General features: G+C 65.6%; 18 protein-coding genes. 11 read left to right on the forward strand and 7 right to left on the reverse strand.

Going from position 1 to position 21,856, the window contains the following annotated elements:
* Positions 1-11: 11 nt before the first annotated feature.
* Both QCE69_RS32405 and QCE69_RS32410 read left to right on the forward strand, forming a co-directional pair.
* Complete coding sequence (locus QCE69_RS32405; RefSeq protein WP_309926690.1) at positions 12-515, forward strand: hemerythrin domain-containing protein; 504 nt, start codon at positions 12-14, stop codon at positions 513-515.
* 88 nt (positions 516-603) lie between these two features.
* Complete coding sequence (locus QCE69_RS32410) at positions 604-1,335, forward strand: 2OG-Fe(II) oxygenase (RefSeq protein WP_309935009.1); 732 nt, start codon at positions 604-606, stop codon at positions 1,333-1,335.
* Positions 1,336-1,362: 27 nt separating this feature from the next.
* On the opposite strand, the gene ribA is transcribed toward QCE69_RS32410, so the two are convergent.
* Together ribA and QCE69_RS32420 are read right to left on the reverse strand one after the other, a co-directional pair.
* Entirely contained in the window at positions 1,363-2,031 is a 669-nt protein-coding gene (gene ribA, locus QCE69_RS32415; RefSeq protein WP_309911040.1) for a GTP cyclohydrolase II, read from the reverse strand.
* A gap of 174 nt (positions 2,032-2,205) precedes the next feature.
* A complete protein-coding gene (locus tag QCE69_RS32420; RefSeq protein WP_409021264.1) occupies positions 2,206-3,057 on the reverse strand; it encodes an NADPH-dependent F420 reductase in 852 nt (283 codons plus the stop codon).
* A gap of 56 nt (positions 3,058-3,113) precedes the next feature.
* Between QCE69_RS32420 and ahpC the strand changes: the two genes are divergently transcribed.
* The gene (gene ahpC, locus QCE69_RS32425) at positions 3,114-3,677 is read left to right on the forward strand and encodes an alkyl hydroperoxide reductase subunit C (RefSeq protein WP_309820620.1); all 564 of its coding nucleotides are present in this window, start codon (positions 3,114-3,116) and stop codon (positions 3,675-3,677) included.
* 142 nt (positions 3,678-3,819) lie between these two features.
* Positions 3,820-5,406 carry an alkyl hydroperoxide reductase subunit F gene (gene ahpF / locus QCE69_RS32430; protein ID WP_309935011.1) on the forward strand — a complete coding sequence of 529 codons (1,587 nt, stop codon included), beginning with the start codon at positions 3,820-3,822 and terminating at the stop codon, positions 5,404-5,406.
* Positions 5,407-5,489: 83 nt separating this feature from the next.
* On the opposite strand, the gene QCE69_RS32435 is transcribed toward ahpF, so the two are convergent.
* On the reverse strand, positions 5,490-6,725 hold the full coding sequence (locus tag QCE69_RS32435) for a HAMP domain-containing sensor histidine kinase (protein ID WP_309926700.1): 1,236 nt from the start codon (positions 6,723-6,725) through the stop codon (positions 5,490-5,492).
* 318 nt (positions 6,726-7,043) lie between these two features.
* Between QCE69_RS32435 and tam the strand changes: the two genes are divergently transcribed.
* Positions 7,044-7,823, forward strand: coding sequence for a trans-aconitate 2-methyltransferase (gene tam, locus QCE69_RS32440; RefSeq protein WP_309935013.1), 780 nt, complete (start codon positions 7,044-7,046; stop codon positions 7,821-7,823).
* Between the two features lie 12 nt (positions 7,824-7,835).
* Here the strand turns inward: tam and QCE69_RS32445 are convergent, their stop codons facing one another.
* A complete protein-coding gene (locus QCE69_RS32445) occupies positions 7,836-8,771 on the reverse strand; it encodes a LysR family transcriptional regulator (protein WP_309935015.1) in 936 nt (311 codons plus the stop codon).
* 192 nt (positions 8,772-8,963) lie between these two features.
* Here QCE69_RS32445 and QCE69_RS32450 point away from each other — a divergent pair, with 192 nt between their 5' ends.
* The 4 genes from QCE69_RS32450 (at position 8,964) to QCE69_RS32465 (ending at position 15,921) form a co-directional block, all read left to right on the forward strand.
* A complete protein-coding gene (locus QCE69_RS32450) occupies positions 8,964-10,547 on the forward strand; it encodes an aldehyde dehydrogenase (NADP(+)) (protein ID WP_309935016.1) in 1,584 nt (527 codons plus the stop codon).
* Positions 10,548-11,264: 717 nt separating this feature from the next.
* Entirely contained in the window at positions 11,265-13,352 is a 2,088-nt protein-coding gene (locus tag QCE69_RS32455; protein ID WP_309935018.1) for a zinc ribbon domain-containing protein, read from the forward strand.
* 346 nt (positions 13,353-13,698) lie between these two features.
* The gene (locus tag QCE69_RS32460; RefSeq protein WP_309820634.1) at positions 13,699-14,847 is read left to right on the forward strand and encodes a TAXI family TRAP transporter solute-binding subunit; all 1,149 of its coding nucleotides are present in this window, start codon (positions 13,699-13,701) and stop codon (positions 14,845-14,847) included.
* A gap of 201 nt (positions 14,848-15,048) precedes the next feature.
* Complete coding sequence (locus QCE69_RS32465; RefSeq protein WP_309935019.1) at positions 15,049-15,921, forward strand: hypothetical protein; 873 nt, start codon at positions 15,049-15,051, stop codon at positions 15,919-15,921.
* Here QCE69_RS32465 and QCE69_RS32470 read toward each other — a convergent pair.
* The 3 genes from QCE69_RS32470 to QCE69_RS32480 are packed head-to-tail and all read right to left on the reverse strand — an operon-like array spanning position 15,905 to position 19,123.
* Entirely contained in the window at positions 15,905-17,368 is a 1,464-nt protein-coding gene (locus QCE69_RS32470; protein ID WP_309935020.1) for a PLP-dependent aminotransferase family protein, read from the reverse strand. The genes QCE69_RS32465 and QCE69_RS32470 overlap by 17 nt on opposite strands.
* 55 nt (positions 17,369-17,423) lie before the next feature.
* Positions 17,424-17,687: a helix-turn-helix domain-containing protein gene (locus tag QCE69_RS32475; protein ID WP_309926712.1), complete on the reverse strand. Its 264-nt coding sequence runs from the start codon at positions 17,685-17,687 to the stop codon at positions 17,424-17,426.
* Complete coding sequence (locus QCE69_RS32480) at positions 17,684-19,123, reverse strand: PLP-dependent aminotransferase family protein (RefSeq protein ID WP_309935021.1); 1,440 nt, start codon at positions 19,121-19,123, stop codon at positions 17,684-17,686. Before QCE69_RS32480 ends, QCE69_RS32475 begins: the two co-directional genes overlap by 4 nt.
* Before the next feature lie 157 nt (positions 19,124-19,280).
* Here QCE69_RS32480 and QCE69_RS32485 point away from each other — a divergent pair, with 157 nt between their 5' ends.
* Complete coding sequence (locus QCE69_RS32485; protein WP_309935023.1) at positions 19,281-21,593, forward strand: FdhF/YdeP family oxidoreductase; 2,313 nt, start codon at positions 19,281-19,283, stop codon at positions 21,591-21,593.
* A 65-nt stretch (positions 21,594-21,658) separates the two neighbouring features.
* Positions 21,659-21,847 carry a hypothetical protein gene (locus QCE69_RS32490; protein WP_309926717.1) on the forward strand — a complete coding sequence of 63 codons (189 nt, stop codon included), beginning with the start codon at positions 21,659-21,661 and terminating at the stop codon, positions 21,845-21,847.
* The last annotated feature ends 9 nt before the right edge of the window (positions 21,848-21,856 follow it).

Genomic DNA, 21,856 nt, shown 5'->3' on the forward strand with positions numbered 1-21,856 from the left:
AGAACCCCCACATGTCCACCGTTCACTCCCCGCGACATCCGGACGCGCTCGACATGCTCGAAGCCGATCACCGTGCGCTAGAACAGCTGTTCGATGCCTTCGACCGCGCCGGCGCCGCCGCGCCGGAACACAAGCAATCGCTGGTGCAGCGCGCGTGCGAACTGCTGACGATCCATGCGATCGTCGAAGAAGAACTGCTCTATCCGATGGCTCAGGATGCGCTCGCCGCACAGGGGAACATCGACGTCGACGAAGCTTATGTCGAGCATTTCCTGATGACTTCGCTGATCGATCGCCTGGCGTCGCTCACGGCCGGCGAAGACGGCTTCGACGCCACCTTCAGGATGCTCAAGGAACATGCGGGGCGTCATGTCGCGGAAGAAGAAACGACGCTCTTTCCCGAACTTCGCCGCGCGCAACTCGATCTCGTCACGCTCGGCGCCCGGATGGACGCGCGGCGAAACGCGCTGCGAGGGCGTATCGACGAGACAGCCATGACGGCGCTGCCGCACTAGACCATTCGCGTTCTTGAATTGCGGCGCAAGACCCGGAGTGCGTGACGCGCGCGTGGCGAGCAGAATCACGCTTTTTCGGAGATCCAGCATGAACTTGTCTGTGTCAGCGCCGCCGGCGGTCAGCGAGCGCATCGACGCGCTCGACTGGGCCAGCCTCGAAGCACAACTCGATGCATTCGGTTCAGCGACCGCGCCAGGCCTGCTCTCGCGCGGGGAGTGCGAGGCGCTGGCCGCGCTTTACGATCGCGAAAGCGGCTTCCGCAGCCGCGTCGTGATGGAGCGGCACGGTTTCGGGCGCGGCGAATACAAGTACTTCGCGCATCCGCTGCCTGATGTGATCGGCGATATGCGCCGCGCCGTCTATCCGCATCTCGTGCCGGTGGCGAACCGGTGGAACGAGATCATGGGGATCGACACGCGCTATCCCCGCGAACACGATGCGTTCATCGACCGCTGTCATCGCGCAGGGCAGACGCGCCCCACGCCGCTGCTGCTGCGCTACGTGGCGGGCGATTTCAACTGCCTGCATCAGGACCTGTACGGCGAGCACGTCTTTCCGATCCAGATGGCCATCTTGCTGTCAGCGCCGCAACGCGATTTCACCGGCGGCGAGTTCGTGATGACGGAACAGCGGCCGCGCATGCAATCGCGCGCGGAAGTGGTGCCGCTCAGTCAGGGCGATGCGGTGCTGTTCGCCGTGCATCATCGGCCGGTGCAGGGGACGCGCGGGCCGTATCGGGTGAATCTCCGGCATGGCGTGAGCCGCCTGCGCTCGGGTCGGCGGCATATGCTCGGGGTGATTTTTCACGACGCGAGTTGAGGGGGCGCCCAGTCGAGCTTACTCACGCTACTCGTTCTCCTCGAAGTAGTGCCCAAACCGCGCCTGCTTCGTCTTGATATAGCGCTCGTTTTCCTCACGCATCGGGATTGCGAGCGCGACGCGTTCGCATACCGGGATGTCATGCTTGAGCAGCGTGTCGAACTTCGACGGGTTGTTGCTCATCAGGCGCACGGACTTCACCTTCATCGCCCGCAGGATGGCCGCGGCGGAGTCGTACTCACGCGCGTCGTCCGGAAGGCCGAGGTGCAGGTTCGCATCGACGGTATCGAGTCCCTGCTCCTGCAGCGCATACGCGCGGATCTTGTTGGCCAGCCCGATGCCACGGCCCTCATGCCCACGCAGATACAGCAGGATGCCGCGGCTTTCGGCGGCGATGTAGCGCAGCGCGAGATCCAGCTGCTCGCCGCAATCGCACCGATACGAGCCGAACACATCGCCGGTCACGCATTCGGAATGCAGCCGCGTCAGCACCGAATCGCCGTTGCTCACGTCGCCCATGACGAAGGCGATGTGCTCGACGTTCGTATGCTTCACGCGATACACATACGAACCGAAGGTGCCGTAGCGGGTGGGAATGGTGGCGGTGGCGACGAGTTCGACATCGGCGCATGCGTCGCACTCGCCAAAACGGGGCTGGGGATCCTGCACATCCTGCGAGGGAGAAGCGGTTTTCATAGTCAATCAGCAAGTCCACGACGCCCGGTCAGGCCAGACAGCACGCGCCAGCCGGGGTTGCCATGATAAAGCCCATCAGGAAAGTGTGCCCGATTGTCTCATGAGGTGCGCCGTCTCCCGCATTAACCCGTACGAACGTTCCAACGCACGAAACACCCTTACCCCCGCGCGGCCTCAGGCGGGCGCGTCGAACGTGCCGGGACTCGCGTCGGTGGCGCGCCATTCGGGCTTGCGCACCGGATCCGCCTGCTGGAGCCCGGCCCGCAAGCCGGCGGCGTCGAGATCGGCGGTATAGACGGGCGTAGCCGGCTGCTGGCGCCAGGAATCGTCGATCGTTCCGGCATCCACCGCATCGAAGCCCATCTCCTCCACCAGCCGCATGACGAGCGCCTTCGCCTGAGGGTCGTCGCCCGCGACCGGCAGCGCGATACGCCCCGCTTCGCCCGCCGGCTTGCCGCGATTGCGCAGATGGTCCGCATAAATGTTGTTGAACGCCTTCACCACCGGCCGGCCAATCTGCTGCTCGACCCAGCGGCTCTCCGGCAGCCCCTGTTCGATTCCGTCGATACGCCCGTCACGCTGGCGCGGGTAGTAATTGCCCGTATCGATGACCACGACACCCGCCGCCACGCCCGCGAACAGGTCCTTCGGCAGATTCGGCACCTTGGCCTCGGGAATCGTCACGACGATGACTTCCGCGCCCGCTACCGTGTCACGCGCCTCGGCCGCCGTCGCGCCGGTCTCGCGCGCCACGTCGGCCAGCGTCGCCGGGCCGCGCGAATTGGCGATACGCACGTCGTGCCCCTTCTCGCTCCAGCGCAGGGCCAGCACCGCCCCGATATTCCCCGCTCCGATGATGCCGATTTTCATGACGCCTCCTTGAATATTGACAATGTAAAAAGCTGCTAAAAAGGAACCGCGACGGATGCGTGCAATCAGAATGCCGTATGCGGGAAAACATCCAATATCGGCCCGATAGACTCGCCCTATCTCGACAATAAAATCAATCCACTTCGCAGCAACGATAGCTTTACTGTATAGTTCACTTACTTCTTCAACACCACTCCAAAAGGAAACTGGTAATGCCCATCATCAACAGCCAAGTCAAGCCGTTCAAAGCAACCGCCTACCACAACGGCGATTTCGTGACCGTCACCGATGAAGACCTGAAGGGCAAGTGGTCGGTGTTCGTTTTCTATCCGGCGGACTTCACGTTCGTGTGCCCGACCGAACTCGGCGATCTGGCAGACCGCTACGAAGAGTTCAAGAAGCTCGGCGTGGAAATCTACTCGGTGTCGACCGACACGCATTTCACGCACAAGGCATGGCACGACACGTCGGACACGATCAAGAAGATCGAGTACCCGATGATCGCCGATCCGACGCTGGCCATCTCGCGCGCGTTCGACGTGCTGATCGAGGAAGAAGGCCTGGCGCTGCGCGGCACGTTCGTGATCAACCCGGAAGGCGAGATCAAGCTGTGCGAAGTGCACGACAACGGCATCGGCCGCGACGCTGGCGAACTGCTCCGCAAGGTTCAGGCAGCCCAGTACATCGCCAAGAACCCGGGTCAAGTGTGCCCCGCCAAGTGGACGCCGGGCGCTGAAACGCTGACCCCGTCGCTCGACCTGATCGGCAAGATCTAAGACCCGCGCCTACAGCGAGTCGAATGGGACGCACCGCGCGCAAGCGGCGCGTCCAGCAACACCCCAACGCTTACGCTGCGGCGCTGAAAACTTCAGTGCCGTATCGAAGCACGCCTGTACCAGTCACGGAACGGACCTCGCCATGCTCGACGCCAATCTCAAGAATCAGTTGAAAGCCTATCTGGAAAAGGTCACCCGGCCGATCGAACTCGTCGCCTTCCTCGACGACGGCGACAAATCGCGCGAGCTGAAAGGCCTGCTCGACGACATCGCCTCGCTGTCCTCGCGGATCAGCGTCGTCCAGAAAGATGATGCGGGCGCACGCCGGCCGTCGTTCACCATCGGCGAGCCGGGCAAACCTGCGGGCATCCAGTTCGCCGGCATCCCGATGGGCCACGAATTCACGTCGCTCGTGCTGGCGCTGCTGCAGACCGGCGGCCATCCGATGAAGCTCGACGACTCGACCGTCGAACAGATCCGCAATCTCGACGGTGATTTCGCCTTCGAAACGTATTTTTCGCTGACGTGCCAGAACTGCCCGGAAGTCGTGCAGGCGCTGAACATGATGGCGCTCATCAATCCGCGCATCAAGCACGTGGCCATCGACGGCGCGCTGTTCCAGAAGGAAGTGGAAGACCGCCAGGTCATGGCCGTGCCGACGATGTTCCTCAACGGCACAAGCTTCGGCTCGGGCCGCAGCGGCGTGAAGGAAATCCTCGCGAAGCTCGACACGGACGCGCCGGCCCGCGCCGCGAAGGAAATGGAAAACAAGCCGGTGTTCGACGTGCTGATCGTCGGCGGTGGCCCTGCCGGCGCGGCGGCCGCGATCTACGCGGCGCGCAAGGGCATTGCAACGGGCGTCGTCGCGGAGCGCTTCGGCGGTCAGACGCTGGACACGATGGCCATCGAGAACTTCGTCTCGGTGAAGGAAACGGAAGGACCGAAGTTCGCGATGGCGCTCGAACAGCACGTCAAGAACCATGAAGTCGACGTGATGGACGTGCAGCGCGCCGACAAGCTCGTGCCGGGCCGCATCAACGAGATCCATCTCGCGAGCGGCGCGGTGCTGAAGGCGAAGACCGTGATTCTCTCGACCGGCGCGCGCTGGCGCGAAATCAACGTGCCGGGCGAGCGCGAGTATCGCGGCCGCGGCGTGGCCTATTGCCCGCACTGCGACGGCCCGCTCTTCAAGGGCAAGCGCGTGGCGGTGATCGGCGGCGGCAACTCGGGCGTGGAAGCGGCCATCGACCTCGCGGGTCTGGTCGCGGCGGTGACGCTGATCGAGTTCGGCACCGAGCTGCGCGCCGACGCCGTGTTGCAGAAGAAGCTGCGCAGCCTGTCGAACGTGACCATCGTGACGAACGCGCAGACCACGGAAATTTTCGGCGACGGCAAGAAGGTCAACGCGCTCGCTTATACGGACCGCGCCTCGGGCGAAAGCCATCGCGTGGAACTGGAAGGCGTGTTCGTGCAGATCGGCCTGGTGCCGAACACCGAGTGGCTCAAGGGCACGGTGGAGCTGTCGAAGCACGGCGAGATCGTCGTCGATGCGAAGGGCGCCACCTCGCTGCCGGGCGTGTTCGCCGCCGGCGACGTCACCACGGTGCCGTACAAGCAGATCGTGATCGCGGTCGGCGAAGGGGCGAAGGCATCGCTCTCCGCGTTCGATCACCTGATCCGCTCGTCGGTGGACGATGAAGCAGTGGTCGAAGAAGCCGTGACGGCGTAATGCTCGCGGCCCGCATGCCTCGCATGCGGGCTGTTGTCACGAGGACCGGAAGCGAACGGGGCAGCCCGTTCGCTTTTTTTGTTTCATGAGGCAGCGCCGTTGGCAGGCTTCGGTTCGAGCACCAGCGGAAACGTCACCTCGAACACGCTGCCGCGGCCCTTCGCCGAGTCGAAACGCAACTCGCCGTCGAGCGCCCGCGACAGTTCCTTGACGATCGCCAGGCCGAGTCCCGCGCCGGGGATATCGTCATCGGCGGCGCGCTCGAACTCCTCGAACACGCGCTCCTGATCGTCCGGACCAATGCCGACGCCCGTGTCCGCGACCAGCAGCTTCCAGCGCTCGCCGGGCACGGCGGACATGGAAAACACGATTTCTCCCGCCGACGTGTATTTGATCGCGTTCGACAGCAGATTCAGCGCAACCTGCTTCACCTTCAGGCGGTTGGAGGTCACCGCGCCGAGATCGGCGTCGAGCTGGCCGATGAGCTTGAGCCCCTTGGCCTCGGTGGACACGCGGCAGGATTGCATGAGTTCGTCGAACAGGCCGACGGGATCGAACGACTCCACGGTCAGCAGCGAATCGTCGCCGAGAACCTTCGAGTATTCGACCATTTCGTCGACGAGCGTCGCCATGTCGGCGACTTGGCGGTTCGCGAGTCCGAGCGCCGTGTCGCGCTTCGCCGGTGAACGCGATGCCAGTTGCAGCGCCGTGGAGAACACGTTGAGAAAATTGCGCAGGTCGTGGGCGACGCGGCGCGTCACCTGCATGCGCGTTTCGTACAGTTCGCTGATGAGCTTCTGTCTGAGCGTCAGCTCGTAGTTGGCGCGCTCGAGCATGCCGGTGTATTCGTCGAGCTTGCGATCGCGCTCGCCCACCGCCTCGCGGATCGACGCCAGCGTGACGAAGCTCACCACTTCGTCGGTCATCAGGCGTGCATGTTCTTCGTCGGCGCGGGAGAAATCGTCATGGGTGCTCGCATACTCGCCGATCGCGAGCAGCAGCACTTGCCGGAACAGATCGAGCTCGCGCACCAGTTCATCGACACGATAGCCCTGCTGCCAGCGCCATTGCCCATGCTGGCGCGCATTGCGTTCGATGGCGCCTTCCTGGTCGCGCATATTGCGCGATTCCAGCACGATGCAGATTTCATTGAAGATGTCCGGCAGATGATCCGCGAGTTGCCGGTACGTGAGCTGGTCGGAGTGTTCGACTTCCTGATCGCCGAACACGAGCTTCATCCATTGCTCGGTAAGCGTCTGCTGCTGTGCGCGCAGCGCGGCCACGAGGCCGTTCGAGCTGCCGACTGACGTGTCGCTCATCTGCCGATTTCCGTTTGAGGGCGCCGCATGAAGCCGCGCAAGGAACCCTGATTCACAGTCGAAAGCACTGCGCCGGGGCGGCTTGCCTGGGGTCGGCCAGCGCCCGCGAACGCCACGCCAGTATAGGACGATGCCTGTTCGCAAAGGGGTAATTCCGAGCGTTAACTTGGGCTTTACGATCGGCGTATCGGTAAGCTGTACGTGCGCCAGGTCAGCATGTCCTTCAAGAGCGACGGCTGGCAGGGAACCAAATCACGCGTACGGATACGTATCCTCTCGGATATAGCCATCTTTCGACCCACATGAATGGAGCCTCACATGACGACGCCCTCGTCGGACTGGCAAGCCGCGCAATACTCCGTGTTCGAGGAACAGCGCACGCGCCCCGTGCGCGATCTGCTCAGTGCCACGCATGCCGCGACGGCGCGCATGGCCGTTGACCTCGGCTGCGGCCCGGGCAATTCGACGCAGACGCTGCTCGACTTCGCGCCCGACGCGCACATCACCGCCATCGACAACTCCGCCGACATGCTCGACGCCGCGCGCAAGCGCCTGCCGCAGATTGCGTTCGAGCTTGCCGACATCGGCGCATGGTGCACCGACAGCCTGTACGACCTGATTCTCGCGAACGCCTCGCTGCAATGGCTGCCCGATCACGCGACGCTGTTTCCGTCGCTCGCGGCCCGGCTGACGCCGGGCGGGCGGCTCGCGGTGCAGATGCCCGACAATCTCGACGAACCCGCGCACCAGGCGATGCGCGCAGCCGCCGCCGACGGCCCCTGGCGCGGCAAGCTCAAAGGCGTCGAGCGCACGGCGCGGCACGGCGCCGAGTGGTACTACACGCGGCTCAAGCCGCACTGCGCGCAGGTCGACGTGTGGCGCACCACGTATCACCATCCGCTCGAAGGCGGCATTGAAGGCATCGTGGAATGGTTCAAGGGCAGCGCGCTGCGGCCGTTCCTCGCGAAGCTCGATGCGGACGAAGGCGAGGCCTTCCTCGACCGCTATCGCGAAGGCCTGCGCGCCGCCTACACGGTGCAGCACGACGGCACGGTGCTGCTGCCCTTTCCGCGGCTGTTCATCGTCGCGACGCGCTGAGCGCGCTGAACGTCACTGCACGCGGCTCTGTTCCCGCAGCATCTGCGCGAACTGCCGCGCCGCCGGCGACAGCGCCCCGCCCTTGCGCGTCACGATGCCGAACGTTTGCGACTTGACCTTCATCCGCACCGGCAGGATGCGCAGCATGCCGTGGCGCTCGAACTCGCGCGCCACGCTCGCGGGCAGGATCGACACCAGCTCGGCGCTCTGCTTGAGCAGGCTCACCGTCAGCAGCGGCGAGGCCGTGGAGATGGGATTGACCGGCATCGGCAGGCCGGCAAGGTCCATTTCGCGTTCGAGCAGCGCGCTCATCGGCATGTAGGTGGGATAGGTCACCCAGCGGTAGTGCGCGAGATCGGCGAAGCCCACTTCGCGCGCGCCGGTGCGCTCGTGCCCCTGCCCGACGACGATGCACAACGGTTCGTCCATCAGCGGCTGGTAGTGATACTTCGACGGCTGATCGGACACGCTGGAGCGGCCGATGACGAGATCGACGCGGCCGTCGTCGAGCATCGGCAGCATGCGCGCGCTCGTGTCCTCGAGCACTTCGATGGCGAGATCCGGATGCTTCGCGTGCATTTCGTTGACGATCGGCGCGACCACGCCCGGCACCGCGCCCATGATGGTTCCGACCGTCAGCCGTCCGCCCGTCCCTGCGCGGATCTGCGCGAATTCATGACAGAGCGAGTTCAGATCGGCGGCCAGCACGCGTGCATAGCGCACCACGCAGCGGCCAAAGGGATTCGGAATCAGCCCGGTCTTGGCGCGCTCGAACAGCGGCGCTTCCAGCATCGATTCGAGCTCGGCGAGCGCCTTGCTGGCGGCGGACTGCGTCATGGCCATCGCGCTCGACGCCTTGTGCAGCGACTTGTGGTCGTCCAGCGAGATCAGCAATTGCAGCTGCTTCATGCGCAGCCGCGACATCAGCACGTCCAGTGTGTTCTTCATGGTCTGGCGCCCCGCGCGACGTGGCCGCCGCGCCCGGGGTGATTCCTGAAAGCGATCATGCGATGGAAAGGTTTCACTATACAGCCCGGCGTCGGAGGCCGTATAGTCGGCGCAGGGAGCGGTCATCGTACAACTGGCACCGACAGGCACCAACGGGCCGCCATGAATCCATTCAAGCAAGGACGAGACATCATGCAACTCACAGGCAACCTGCTCATCGGCCAGGAATCGCGCTTCGGCGCGAACGGCTCCATCAAGGCCGTCAATGCATCGACCGGCGCGGCCATCGAACCGGCTTTCGGCGGCGCCACGGCCGACGACCTCGAACGGGCCTGCGCGCTCGCGTGGACGGCGTTCGATCAATATCGCGAAACCTCGCCCGAAGCCCGCGCCACTTTCCTCGAAACCATCGCGCAGAACATTCTCGACATCGGCGACGACCTGATCGAGCGCTGCATGATGGAAAGCGGCCTGCCGCGCGCGCGTATCGAAGGCGAGCGCGGCCGTACCGTCGGCCAGCTGCGCATGTTCGCGGGCGTGGTCCGTAACGGCGATTTCCTCGGCGTGCGCATCGACCCGGCCCAGCCGGAACGCAAGCCGCTGCCGCGCGTCGACCTGCGTCTGCGTCACATCGGCGTGGGCCCGGTCGCCGTGTTCGGCGCGAGCAACTTCCCGCTCGCGTTCTCGGTCGCCGGCGGCGACACCGCATCGGCGCTGGCCGCCGGCTGCCCGGTCATCGTCAAGGCGCACTCGGCGCATCCGGGCACGTCGGAGCTCGTCGGCCGCGCGCTGCAAAAGGCCGTGAAGGATTGCGGTATGCCCGAAGGCACCTTCTCGCTGCTGTTCGACAGCGGCCGCGACATCGGCCAGGGTCTCGTCAAGGACAACCGCATCAAGGCGGCGGGCTTCACGGGCTCGCGCGGCGGCGGCACGGCGCTGATGAAGCTCGCCGCGGCCCGCGCCGAACCGATTCCCGTCTACGCCGAAATGAGCAGCATCAACCCGGTCCTGCTGTTCCCGAGCGCGCTGAAGAACCGCGCAGAAGGCATCGCCAAGGCGTTCGTGGGTTCGCTCGTGATGGGCGCAGGCCAGTTCTGCACGAATCCGGGTCTGGTGCTCGCCATCGACGGTCCGGAACTCGACGCGTTCACCGAAGCCGCCGCTACGGCGCTCAAGGAAACGGCCGCGCAAACCATGCTGACGCCGGGCATCTGCAAGGCCTATCAAGGCGCCGTGACGCGCGCCGCCGAACACGCGGGCGTGACGACCGCCGCGCGCGGCGTCGAGCAGAAGGGCGAGAACCAGGGCCAGTCGGCGCTGTTCGTGACCACTGCCGATGCCTTCCGCAAGAGCCATGAACTGCAGGAAGAGATTTTCGGAGCGTCGTCGCTGGTGGTGCGCTGCCCGGACCTCGCCGCGATGCGCGAGCTGATCGAATCGCTGGAAGGCCAGCTGACGGCGGCGCTGCATATCGATGAAGCCGATCACGCCGACGCCCGCACCTTCCTGCCCGCGCTCGAACGCCGCACCGGCCGCATCCTGGTGAACGGTTTCGGCACGGGCGTGGAAGTCGGACACGCGATGGTGCACGGCGGCCCGTATCCGTCGACGGCGGACGGCCGCTCGACCTCCGTCGGCAGCCTTGCGATCAACCGCTTCCTGCGTCCGGTCAGCTACCAGGACCTGCCTGACGCGCTGCTGCCCGACGCCCTCAAGACGGAGAACCCGCTCGGCCTGAACCGCCGTATCGACGGTACGCTGCAACTGGCGAAGTAAGCGCTTTCAAGGTTTCAGCACGGGCCGCTGCGCGTCACGCGCGCTGCGGCCCGTGTTGCTTTTGGGGAGCGATACAGCAATAACGATCGCCTTCCGGACGATGCTTCGGAACCCTGAGAAAGCTGTTTTTCGCCTGGATCTCAAGGGGCTTGAGCGATGCGTCGGCGAGATGCAACAAGACGTTTCAGATGTCGCCAGCCATGACATGCGCGATTTGCTTTGCCATCAGTGGTTTATCCTTCAGTCACGCCCCCTTGTCGGCAAACGGCTAAGGAATGGCGGCTCAAAACCGCCGGGCCGATCCCAAAATGTCAGAAACATAGTGAGCGAGAGAGCGAGACGTATCGCGCGATGCCTGCTCCGGCGCCGCCCATCCGTAGCGATCCGACGCTTTCACATCCATATCCGGGCCATGTGCCGGGCACGTGTGACGTGTCCGGGCACGATACGAGGTGGCGAGACGGCCAGCCGGCCGTTCTGCCGCGTGAGTCATGCAGGTTTCGGCGGCCCGAGATAGGTGCGAAAGGCAATTGACGTCCGAAAGCGGTTGAACCATATTCGGGCTGACGTTTCCACTCGCGGTATGCCACGCGAGGAAACCGTACGAAGGATTGCTGCTGCGGGACTTCGTCCCGATGTTCAGATGCCGCGCAAGCGCGCATCCGGCGGCCACGCGAACAGGCAACCTCACGCACATGTCCTTCGAGGGCTTCAAGCATGACCACGCGTTTGACGTTTCCTGCATCGATGTTCTCCGTCGTCTGCCAGCGGTGCGGCAGCACGATGCGCAAGAACGCCGACAGCTGTCCCAATTGCGGCGCGGACCGCACCGCCGCGCTCGGCGCAAGGCGCGCCGCCGCCCCGGCTTCGGCCAACACCGGCATGTTCGAGCAGACGGCTTCGGCCTCTGCCGCGGCGTCCGCTTCGGCGGGCGCGTCCCTCGGCGGTGGAGACCGTGCCGAACCCTCGCTGCGGCCCGGCTGGCCGGCCTGGGACGCCAAGCGCGCGAGCGAACGCATCGCGCAGAAAGCGGCGGAATACCGCGCGCGGCGCGCGGAAATGCACGCCCGCAGCGCCTACGCCGACTCCAGCAACGACCCCGACGCCCTGCCCGGTTCCGACCGCTGGAGCCGCAACAAGACATTCATCGCGGCGGCATGCGGCGTCGTGCTGCTGGCTGGCGCGGCGTTCTATCTGCAACAGTCCGGCAACTCCGACGGCGACAATGCCGCCTCCGCCGATCACAGCGTCTCCGGCGCCATCGATTCGAAGGTCGGTCCGCTGGTGCGCGGCGCAATCGACACGGGCAACCCGGCTAACAATTCCATCACGCCTGCCCGGCGCGCGCCGGCCGAGCCCCGCGCGCTGGCTTCCGGCGATCCGCTGAGCAGCGTGCGCACCGCCCTCGACCAGCACGATCTCGGCGCGGCCCGCGCGCGTCTCAAGGCGCTTCCCGCGCAGCAGCAGGCGCGCGAGGAGTATGAAACGCTCAAGGACGAACTGGTCAAGCGCGAACTGCAGCGCGACGCCGCGCTGCAACTGGCGCGCGCCTGCGAACGCACGTCCGCATGGGCGTGCGTGCAGCAGAACGCGGGTGAGGCCCTCGCGCTCGATGGCGGCAACGTCGAATCGCAGGCCATGCTGGAACATGTGATCTCGCATGCGGGCTGGCTGGCGCCGAGCGCATCGGCGGCGCTGGCGAAGAAGACGCCGTCGGGTCCCACGGCCGACGCCACCGCTCCCGCGCCCTCCGCGAACGCCGCGAACACGACGCCGAAGCCGGCTGTCGGCGCTCCTGCGCAGGCAAACGTTGCAGCAGCGGCCCCTGCGGCGAAGCCGAACAGCGCCGCGCAGAGAGCGGCCGAGCGGCAGCGCGCGGCGCAACGCAGCGCGGCCGCGCGCGCGGCGGCGGAAGAGGCGCGCGCCGACGCCGCTTACGATTCGCGTGCGGAGAAAATTGCCCGCGCCCAAGTCGCGACCAATGCGATCACGGCGGCGACGGTCGCGCCGTCGCCCTCGGTTGTCACGAAGGTGCCCGCTCCTGCGGTTGTGGCGCCTCCGGCACAGGTGCAGGCGCCCGCGCAAACGCAGGCTGCTGCACAACCGCCCGCGCAGCCGGCTGTCAGAACCATGCCGGCTCCGGCCGCGCAGGCAGCGACGCAGGCGCCCGCGCCAACCCAGTCAGCAACGCAGGCACAGCCGGCCGTCAAAGCCCCGGCTCCAGCCGCACAGGCTGCCGCGCCGCGCGCGCCTTATTATCTCGGCGAAGAAGAGCCGAAGTCCTCCGCGCCGTCCGCCCAGCCCGCCACGCGCGCCGCGAATCCGCGCACGCCCTACTACCTCGGCGAGGACCCGCCGCAGCAGGCAGCGCCCGCCGTGCGATCGGCGGTGCCGCGGCCGCCGCAATCAACGGGACAGAGCAGTTCGATCGAGCCATCCGCTCTCACCGTTCCCACGACAGCCGCGACAACACCGGCGGCCACCACGGCCGCCGCGCCGAAGCCGCCGGCGGCGGTCGCGCAGCCCATGCCGAACGTCGTCGCGCCGCGCGCGGCGGCCGCCGCGGCAACGGCAACGGCGGCGACGGGGACGCCAGCGGCCGCGACCGTAAGCCCCGCGACGACGCCGGCTGTCGCGACGCGCAGTGCGCAGTCCGCTGCGACCGCGGCATCGCCGCAATTTGCGCCGATGCCGGCGGGCGCGCATCTCGACTCCGACAAATCCGAGGAGCTCGAACGCGCCATCAAGCAGTATGGCTGGAGCAGCAACGGCGACTCGAGCCGAAGCCAGAAGCCTTCGCAATAAGCGATCAGCAAGCGACGGACGACAAAAAGCAGCAAGCCTGACCCGCGCACAAGAAAAAGAATCACGAGCGCCACGACGAAAACAAGCAGAGCACGCAAAACAAGCAGAACAAGAACGAGCAGAGACAGCGGCAGCAGCAAAAAAGCAGCAAAAAAACAGCAGAGACAGCACCGAAAGCACCGACAACGACGACGCATGGCACACACCGCCTTTCGCGCAACGCGCCTTGGGCCGCATGTGAGTGACCACGCACGACCGGATTGCGCGCCAACCGTACGCCACCTTCTCCTGTACCGGCAACGCGCGAGTTTCAGAGCAGACGTCCAACTCCGACCAAGGGACAATCATGTTCATCAAACAACGCATGAGCAATGCCGCACGGGGCCTGCTTGCGCTCGTCGCCGTCACGGGGATCACCGGGTTCGCCGGCGCACCGCTCAGCTTCGCAGCCGATCCGATTCCCTACAAGATCACCACAGGTCAGGAGCGCGGCACCTATATCCAGATCGGACAGGATCTGTCGAAATTTGTGGCCGAACCGGCGGGCATCGAGCTCGACGTGCTGCCGTCGAAGGGCTCCGCCGAAAACGTCCAGCGCATGCGTTATGAGCCGGGCGTGAAGTTCGCGCTGGTGCAGTCGGACGTGTATCAGGCATACATGGACATGGCGACCTCCGGCAACGCGGAAGCCGGCAAGATCATCAAGCCGCTGCGGCTCATCATGCCGCTCTACGACGAGGAGATCTATTTCGTCGCGCGCGCCGATTCGCCGATGAAGAACATCCAGGAAATCAAGGGCAAGAACATCAGCGTCGGGCCGATCGGCAGCGGCACGGCGCAGTCGGCCGAAACGCTGTACCGGCTGATGTTCGGCGAACCGATCGCCGACGCCAACGAGCAGCATCTCAACAACGAGGATTCGCTTGCGAAGCTGATCGTCGGCAAGATCGATGTGGCGGTGATCGTCGCGGGCCAGCCGGCCAAGCTGTTCCAGGACATGAATCCGGAACTGCTGAAGCAGATCAAGCTGCTGCGCCTCGATGCCAGCGCACCCGAAACCGCCCGCGCGAAACAGACCTACTTCCCGGCCACGATCCGCACGTCCAGTTATCCGAACTGGATTCAGGAAGACACGCCGACGCTCACCGTCAAGGCCTTCCTCGTGACCTACGACTACGGTCTGAAGGGCACGGTGGGCGCGCTGTCGAAGTTCGCGGATTCGCTGTGCACCAACTTCGACACGCTGCAGGCGCAAGGGCATCCGAAGTGGAAGCAGGTGCATCTCGAACTGCCGCCGCTCACCCGCGGCTGGAAATACTATCCGCCGATGGAAAAGCACCTGCGCGCCTGCATTGCGCAACGCACGGCGGCGGCGGAGCAGTCGCAGAACCCGACGCGGCAGGTGTCGGCCCGTCAGCAGGATGGCGCGATGCAGCGTGTGAAGAAGGCGACGTGTTCGGCGCAGGAGAAGTTGCTCTTGTTGTGCGATCAGTGATTCGTTGTTGCGCGAACCGGACCGGCCACCGTGATCGACGCGCGTGGCCGGCAGCGCGAGTGGAATGATCCGCGGATGCATGCCGCGTAACGGAAACAGTCGCGGTAGTGCGTCCGCATCGACAAGAAAAGCGTTTTTTGAGACACGGTTTCGAGTTAAAACCTGCCTACGGGTCGGCGATGACCCGAAGGAGCCGTGACCGTGCCCAGATCCCAGTATTGCGCGCCGCTGTGCCGCGCCTCGTTTCGCAAGAAGAAGGCTGCCGCGCCCGGAGAGCGCACGCGTAGAAGCCAGCTCGAGCCGCAAATCCAGCGCACCCATACCCAGCCTTTGCCCGGCGTTTCATCGGCTAGTGTGGACGCGTGGGACGAATCGGCATTTTCTGATCCCGCAACCCTTGCAAACAGCGATTACGCTGCGTTCCGCCTGCTCGTGCACACCGTCAACTGCGGCGAACTCGAACGCGAGAACGGCATGCAGCTGTTCCGCGAGGGTACAAAGGCGCTGAATCAGTGGGACACGATCAGCGCCAGCGTCATCGACGAAAACAACCGCTTCACCTATGCGACGGTGGGCGTCGTGTTGCGCGCTCCGAAGCAGAACATTCTGCTGACGTCGTTCAAGGACATGGATTTCGATGGCAACAAGGGCAATCTCGATCGTCAGAAAAACTGGCTGATCCCGAGTCAGGCCGCCCGAATCCAGGCGATGCCCGCTCATGGGCGCAACGGTCTTCTGATGCGGCACATTCTCGATCAGGCGGACCGGTATCCGATCATTTCGCCCGAGGAAGTACTCGCAAGCACTAAAAGGCTCCATCAGGAACACAACGAAGTCATCGTGATGACGCGGCCCGATGTCTTCATCCAGCGCGGCGCCTTCGACGGCGAAAGGCTCATCAAGACCGGGCCGGTCGAAATCGCGGCGATCTTTCGGGCCCGGGGCGAGAGCAAGGCCGCTTTTCCGAATGCGAACAAGGAGGCGCTCATCGCCGAAGCCATACGGCTGGCGCAGGAAAACCTGGGCGACCTTCCATTGCTCGAAATCCCCGGCATGGTCACGAACGTCGATTGACTCTTCCGGCGCTCAACAACGCCGCGAGCCGCGTCATGCCTTCTTCGATGACCGCTTCCGCCGTTCCGCCATAACCGAGCAGCACGCCTTGCTGCGTCGGCTGGCCTGCATAAAACCTGCGTATCCCGGCAATTCCGACCGACACGCCCCGCGCCGCCGCGACGATTTCGTCCTCGCGCCCCGGCGCCTTGAGCCGCGCGGCCAGATGAATGCCCGCCGACGCCGGCAGCGGCTCGAACCATGGCGCAAGCGCGCCGTTCAGATGCGCGAGTAACCGGGCGCGCCGCCCCGCATAGGCCTTGTGCATGCGCCGCAGATGCCGCGCGAATTCGCCGTCGAGCATGAAGGCGCCGAGCGCCGTCTGCGTGAGCATGCAGCCGTGCCAGTCGCAGATTTGCCGGGCCTGCCATAGCGGCACGGACAGGCTCGGCGGCGGCACCACATAGCCCAGCCTGAGATCGGGAAACAGCGTCTTCGAGAACGTCCCGACATACGCCACGAGGCCCGCGTGATCCAGACTCTTCAGCGACTCCATCGGCCGTCCCTCGAAGCGGAATTCGCCGTCGTAGTCGTCCTCGACGATCACCGCTCCTCGCCGCGCCGCCCATTCGAGCAACGCGACGCGCCGTTCGAGACTCATCGGCATGCCGAGCGGGAACTGGTGCGAAGGCGTCACGTAGACAAGCCGCGTGTTGCGCGGCAGCATGCTCACGACGATGCCCTCGCCGTCCACCGGCACGTGTGCGAGCCGCGCGCCCATCGACGCAAACAAGGCGCGTGCCGGCGGATAACCGGGCTCCTCGACGGCGACGACATCGCCCGGACGGACCACGACGCGCGCCAGCAGATCGAGCGCCTGTTGCGCGCCCTGCGTGACCAGCACGTCCTGCCAGTTGCAGGTCACCGCGCGGCTGAACGCGAGATAGCGTGCGATGCCCAGCCGCAGTTCCTGCTCGCCGCCCGGGTCGCGATAGCCCGCCACGCCGCCGTCCGCGCGCGCCTGCGTGCGCAGCGCGCGGTTGACGCAGCGGCGCCATGCGTCGTGCGGAAACAGCGTCCGGTCGGTCACGCCGCCCTTGAAGTCGCAATCGAGCGGTTCGCCGGCGGGCGGCATCGGCATGGTCATGCGCTCGGGCAGCTGGCGCCAGATGCCGGCGGCACGCGCACGGGCCGACTGCGGTTCGGCGCGCGCGCCGGGCAAACGCGCGAGGCCATCGGCGACGAAGGTGCCGTCGCCCGCGCGCGTGCGCAGGAAGCCCTCGGCGATCAGGCGCTCGAAGACGTCGAGCGTGGTCTTGCGCGACACGCCGAGCTGGGCGGCGAGATTACGCGTGGAAGGCAGGCGTGCATGCGCGGCGAGGCGCCCTTCGACGATGCCCGCGCGCAGTTGCGCATAGATCTGGCCGGTGAGGTCGCGACGGCCGTGCAGCGTGATATGGATGTCCACGGTTTCGAGAGTACGCGCGGTGTTGAATGGGCTTGCGACGAACGCGCTGACCGGCTTATCCCGCCGCGCCGAACACCGCCTGGCACAAGGTCTCGCCCTGCTCGCTGAGCCACGCGCTGCCGGTGCCGTCCTCGTTGATCGTCACCTGCACCAGCCCGGCGTCTTCGAGCCCGGTCAGCTGACGCCTGAGCGTGCTCATCGGCAGACCGGACTGCTTCGCCAGTTTCGCCAGCGACCAGGCCCGCTGCGGCGACCCTTCCCGCGCGCGCCACAGTTGTTCCAGCACGGCGACCAGCGCCGGATCGATGTCATCGCTCATCTTCTGTCTCCCTTCTCCCTGTGCGCGGCAATCTCGCCCGCCAGCGCGCCCAGCCGCCGCAACGCGGCTTCGCTCTGCGCCGTCCACGGATAGCTGTAGTTGAGCCGGATGTAATGGCTGAAGGCATTGCGCGTCGAGAACATGTAACCTGGCCCGACCGTGATGCCGCAATCGAGCGCCGCGCGATAAAGCCGCATCGAATCGACGTGTTCCGGCAGTTCCACCCACAGCACATAGCCGCCCTGCGGCGCCGACGTACGCGTGCCCGCCGGAAAGAAGCGCTCGACCAGCGCGGTCATGATGCGCGCCTGCTGCCGGTAGAGCCGCCGCACGCGCCGCAGATGCCGGTCGTAGCCGTCCTGGCGCAGATAATCGGCGATGGCGATCTGCGGCACGGACGGCGTCGTCAGCGTGTTGAGGAACTTGAGCTTCTCGACCTGCGCCCGGTAGCGCCCCGGCATCGCCCAGCCGATCCGGTACGACGCCGTCAGGCTCTTCGAGAACGACGCGCAATGCAGCACGAGGCCCTTGGTGTCAAAGTTCTTGAGGGTCGTCGGGCGCGTGTCGCCGTAGTAGAGCTCGTGATAGACATCGTTCTCGATGACGGGAATATCGTGCTCCGTGAGCAGTTCCACGAGCGCGCGCTTGCGTTCGTCGGGCATCTGGAAGCCGAGCGGATTCTGGAAGTTCGGCATCACCATGCACGCGGCAATCTTGCGCTTCGCGATGATCTGCGCGAGCGCCTCGACATCGATGCCGTCGACGGGATGCGTTGGCACTTCGATCGCGCGCATGCCGAGCCGCTCGATCGCATGCAGCATCGCGTAATACGTGGGCGACTCGACCGCGACCGTATCGCCCGGCCTGGCGACCGCCTGCAGGCTCAGGTTGATCGCCTCGGTCGCCCCGACGGTGATCACGATCTCCTCCGGATTCACCGGCACGCCGTTCTCCGCGTAACGCCGCGCAATCTGCCGGATCAGCTCGGGATTGCCGGGCGGCAGGTCGTCGATCAGGTTCCAGCTCGAATGCCGCCGCGCGATGGCGTTCGCGTACTGGTTGATGCGCCGCCAAGGAAACGGCTCGGGATCCGGATACGGCGAGCCGAACGGCACGGCGTCGTGCGCGCGGATGCTGCGCAGCGTCGACAGCACCAGCCGGCTCACGTCCACCTCCGATGCCGTGGCGCTCACCCGCTTCGGCGCGGCCTGGGCCACGCCCGCCGGCGGTTTCGCGCGCACGAAATAGCCGGACTGCGGCCGCGTCTCCAGCACGCCGCGGCTTTCGAGGATTGCGTAGGCGTGCAGCACCGTCTTGATGCTCACGCCGTGCTGCTGGCTCGCCTGCCGCACCGACGCGATCTTCTCCCCCGCCGCGAACACGCCGCGGCGCACGGCTTCCTCGATTTCGTCGGCAAGCTTTTCGTAGAGTTTCAATGGCGCTTTCCCTGGAGACGTCGCGGCGGGCCTGACTGTGCAGTCTAGGGCAAAACGCCGCAACTGTATCCCTCGAATTTCGCTTTTTCTGTGCGCCGCGTTCGTTTCGGAACACAGTAGGCTTCTCTCATTGCATGCTCAGCCTGATCCGAACGCCATGAAGAAGCCCGAAGCCCGCATCGAACCTTATACGCACCCGGCCGCGGGCTGGGGCGCGTTGAAGCAGGTCGCCATCAACCTCGTCAAGGAGCGCGTGGCGGGCGGGAACTACCGGACGCTCTTCAAGCAGAACCAGCCCGACGGCTTCGATTGTCCCGGCTGCGCGTGGCCCGACCGCGAGCACGGCTCGACCTTCGAGTTCTGCGAAAACGGCGTGAAGGCCGTCGCCGCCGAAGCGACCAGCAAGCGCGTGACGCCTGCATTCTTCGAGCAGCACACGGTACACGCGCTGATGGCGCAGACCGACTATGAACTGGAACAACACGGCCGTCTGACCGACCCGCTCGTCTACGACGCGAAGCGCGACCGTTACGTGCCGATCGAATGGAACGATGCGTTCGAGCTGATCGCGTCGCACCTGAAGCAGCTCGACGATCCCGACCGCGCCGCCTTCTATACCTCGGGCCGCGCGAGCAACGAAGCCGCGTTCCTGTATCAGTTGTTCGTGCGCATGTACGGCACCAACAACTTTCCCGACTGCTCGAACATGTGCCACGAGGCGACGAGCCGCGGCCTGCCGCATACGGTGGGCGTCGGCAAGGGCACGGTCACGCTCGACGACTTCGAGCACGCCGACACGCTGCTGCTGTTCGGCCAGAATCCCGCGACGAACCATCCGCGCATGCTCGGCGAACTGCGCGAGTGTGCGAAGCGCGGCGCGACCATCGTGTCGATCAACCCGCTGAAGGAGCGCGGCCTCGAGCGTTTCGCGAGCCCGCAGCACACGCTCGACATGCTGTCGCCGAAGGGCGTGAAGATCAGTTCGGTGTTCATCCGCCCGAAGGTGGGCGGCGACTTCGCGCTCATCAAGGGTGTGGCGAAGCGCGTGATCGAACTGGACGATGCGGCCGTGGCGAACGGCGGCGAGCGCGTCCTGGATGTCGCGTTCATCGCGGAGCACACGGTGAACTTCAACGCCTTCGCCGACGACCTGCGCGCCGAAAGCTGGGACGCGATCCTCGCGGAATCGGGCGTCGCGCGCGACGACCTGCTGAATCTCGCCGATATCTACGTCAAGGGCCGCGCCGTCATCTCGACGTGGGGCATGGGCCTCACGCAACACAAGAACTCGGTGCCGACCATCCAGGTGCTGTCGAACCTGATGATGATGCGTGGCAATATCGGCCGGCGCGGCGCGGGGCTGTGCCCGGTGCGCGGCCACTCGAACGTGCAGGGCGACCGCACGGTGGGCATCGAAGAAAAGCCGACCCAGGCCTTTCTCGACCGGCTCGGCGCGGCCTATGACTTCGAGCCGCCGCGCGAGCATGGCTATGACGTGGTCGAAACCATCCACGCGATGCTCGAAGGCAAGGTGAAGGTGTTCATCGGGCTGGGCGGCAATTTCTCGATCGCGACGCCCGACACGCCGCGCACCTGGGAAGCGATGCGCGCATGCGACCTCACCGTGCACATCACGACCAAGCTCAACCGCAGCCATCTGGTGCACGGCCACGACGCACTGATCCTGCCGACGCTCGGCCGCACCGAAATCGACCTGCAGAACGGCGTGCCGCAAGGCGTGTCCGTGGAGGACTCGATGAGCATGGTGCACATCTCGTACGGCATGAACAAGCCGGCCTCGCCGAACCTGCTTTCGGAAGTGGCGATCGTCGCGCGCATGGCGCAGGCGACACTGGGTTCAAGCAAGGTGGACTGGCTCGCGCAGGCGGGCAACTACGCGCTGATCCGCGACGGCATCGAAAAGGTGATCGACGGCTTCGCGCGCTACAACGAGCGCCTCAAGCAGCCGGGCGGCTTTCATCTGGGCGTGGCCTCGCGCGAGCGGGTGTGGAAGACGCCGAGCGGCAAGGCGCAGTTCATCGTGCATGCCATTGCGCACGACACGCCGATTCACCGGGCCCGCGCGCGTCACGGCGAGCGCCTGATGACGCTGATGACCACTCGTTCGCACGACCAGTACAACACGACCATCTACGGCCTCGACGACCGTTACCGCGGCGTGTACGGCCAGCGTCACGTGTTGTTCGCGAACCGCGAGGACATCGACCTGCTTGGCTTCGAGCCGGGCGAGCGGGTGGACATCACGAGCGTGTGGGACGACGGCGTGGAGCGCCGCGTGAACGGCTTCACACTGGTGGAATACGACATTCCGCGCGGCTGTCTCGGTGCGTATTACCCGGAGACGAATCCGCTCGTGCCGCTGTCTTCCGTCGCGGATGGCGCGGGCACGCCGACCTCGAAGTCCATTCCGGTGCTGCTGAGCCGCTCTGTCGCTGCGATGGCTGCTTGAGCCATGCGCGCCGGCGCTGGCGGATGCGCCGCTCGAACGCCCGCGCGCCACTGAAACGGCAGTGGATGAACCCGCCCAGTGCGGCGAAGATCGTCAGGCCGACAATCCAGCCGCCGGCGAAACTATGGAGCCTGCCGCTGAACCACACGATGCCGGCCATGGCCGAGCCGAACACCGTCATCACGATGGCAAACGGCGGGCAATGCTCATGTTCGATCCTGACCTGGCTCCAGGCGCCCAGCCGCTGGCGGTAGCCGCTCACG

It is taken from the genome of Caballeronia sp. LZ032 (assembly GCF_031451315.1).
Taxonomy (GTDB): domain Bacteria; phylum Pseudomonadota; class Gammaproteobacteria; order Burkholderiales; family Burkholderiaceae; genus Caballeronia.

What these genes read in the sequence shown, in the direction of transcription:
- QCE69_RS32405 (WP_309926690.1), top strand. Translation starts at nt 12, where the DNA reads ATGTCCACCGTTCACTCCCCGCGACATCCGGACGCGCTCGACATGCTC.
- QCE69_RS32410 (WP_309935009.1), top strand. Translation starts at nt 604, where the DNA reads ATGAACTTGTCTGTGTCAGCGCCGCCGGCGGTCAGCGAGCGCATCGAC.
- ribA (WP_309911040.1), bottom strand. Translation starts at nt 2,031, where the DNA reads ATGAAAACCGCTTCTCCCTCGCAGGATGTGCAGGATCCCCAGCCCCGT.
- ahpC (WP_309820620.1), top strand. Translation starts at nt 3,114, where the DNA reads ATGCCCATCATCAACAGCCAAGTCAAGCCGTTCAAAGCAACCGCCTAC.
- ahpF (WP_309935011.1), top strand. Translation starts at nt 3,820, where the DNA reads ATGCTCGACGCCAATCTCAAGAATCAGTTGAAAGCCTATCTGGAAAAG.
- QCE69_RS32435 (WP_309926700.1), bottom strand. Translation starts at nt 6,725, where the DNA reads ATGAGCGACACGTCAGTCGGCAGCTCGAACGGCCTCGTGGCCGCGCTG.
- tam (WP_309935013.1), top strand. Translation starts at nt 7,044, where the DNA reads ATGACGACGCCCTCGTCGGACTGGCAAGCCGCGCAATACTCCGTGTTC.
- QCE69_RS32445 (WP_309935015.1), bottom strand. Translation starts at nt 8,771, where the DNA reads ATGAAGAACACACTGGACGTGCTGATGTCGCGGCTGCGCATGAAGCAG.
- QCE69_RS32450 (WP_309935016.1), top strand. Translation starts at nt 8,964, where the DNA reads ATGCAACTCACAGGCAACCTGCTCATCGGCCAGGAATCGCGCTTCGGC.
- QCE69_RS32455 (WP_309935018.1), top strand. Translation starts at nt 11,265, where the DNA reads ATGACCACGCGTTTGACGTTTCCTGCATCGATGTTCTCCGTCGTCTGC.
- QCE69_RS32460 (WP_309820634.1), top strand. Translation starts at nt 13,699, where the DNA reads ATGTTCATCAAACAACGCATGAGCAATGCCGCACGGGGCCTGCTTGCG.
- QCE69_RS32475 (WP_309926712.1), bottom strand. Translation starts at nt 17,687, where the DNA reads ATGAGCGATGACATCGATCCGGCGCTGGTCGCCGTGCTGGAACAACTG.
- QCE69_RS32485 (WP_309935023.1), top strand. Translation starts at nt 19,281, where the DNA reads ATGAAGAAGCCCGAAGCCCGCATCGAACCTTATACGCACCCGGCCGCG.
- QCE69_RS32490 (WP_309926717.1), top strand. Translation starts at nt 21,659, where the DNA reads ATGAACCCGCCCAGTGCGGCGAAGATCGTCAGGCCGACAATCCAGCCG.